Consider the following 436-nt stretch of genomic DNA (forward strand, 5'->3'; position numbering starts at 1 on the left):
TCAACCTCATCTCCACTTCGGCTCTTGAAGAGTTGGGCATCCCACCCAGCAAGTTGAGCCACACATCAGTGTCTATCTTTGGATACGATGGGAGCACTCAGAGGCCTATCGGTAAAATCAGGTTCAAGTTGCAAATCGGTGATCTTATCTCTGAGGTCACTGTTTATGCAATAAAAACCCCTTCATGCTACAATATCCTTCTCGGACGTCCTTGGATACACGAGAATGGTGTTGTCCCTTCAACTCTACATCAATGCATCAAGTTCATTGGCGACGATGGCATGGTACATCGAGTCTTTGCGGACAGAAAACCCTTCAAAGGAAAAGAAGTCCACTTCGCAGACTCCCAGATGTATGAAGGAGAAAAAGAAGAAGAGGAAATAGCACCCCTTGCTGAAAATCTCCAGAAAGATAAAGGCAAGGCTCCTCAAAAATC

The 436-nt window shown here is 45.4% G+C and carries 1 protein-coding gene; it reads left to right on the plus strand.

The annotated features are described in order from the left end of the window. Positions 1-436, plus strand: a 436-nt coding sequence (locus GO013_RS16760) for a retropepsin-like aspartic protease (RefSeq protein WP_163813187.1), incomplete at both ends; no start/stop codon positions are given.

It is taken from the genome of Pseudodesulfovibrio sp. JC047 (assembly GCF_010468615.1).
Lineage (GTDB): Bacteria > Desulfobacterota > Desulfovibrionia > Desulfovibrionales > Desulfovibrionaceae > Pseudodesulfovibrio.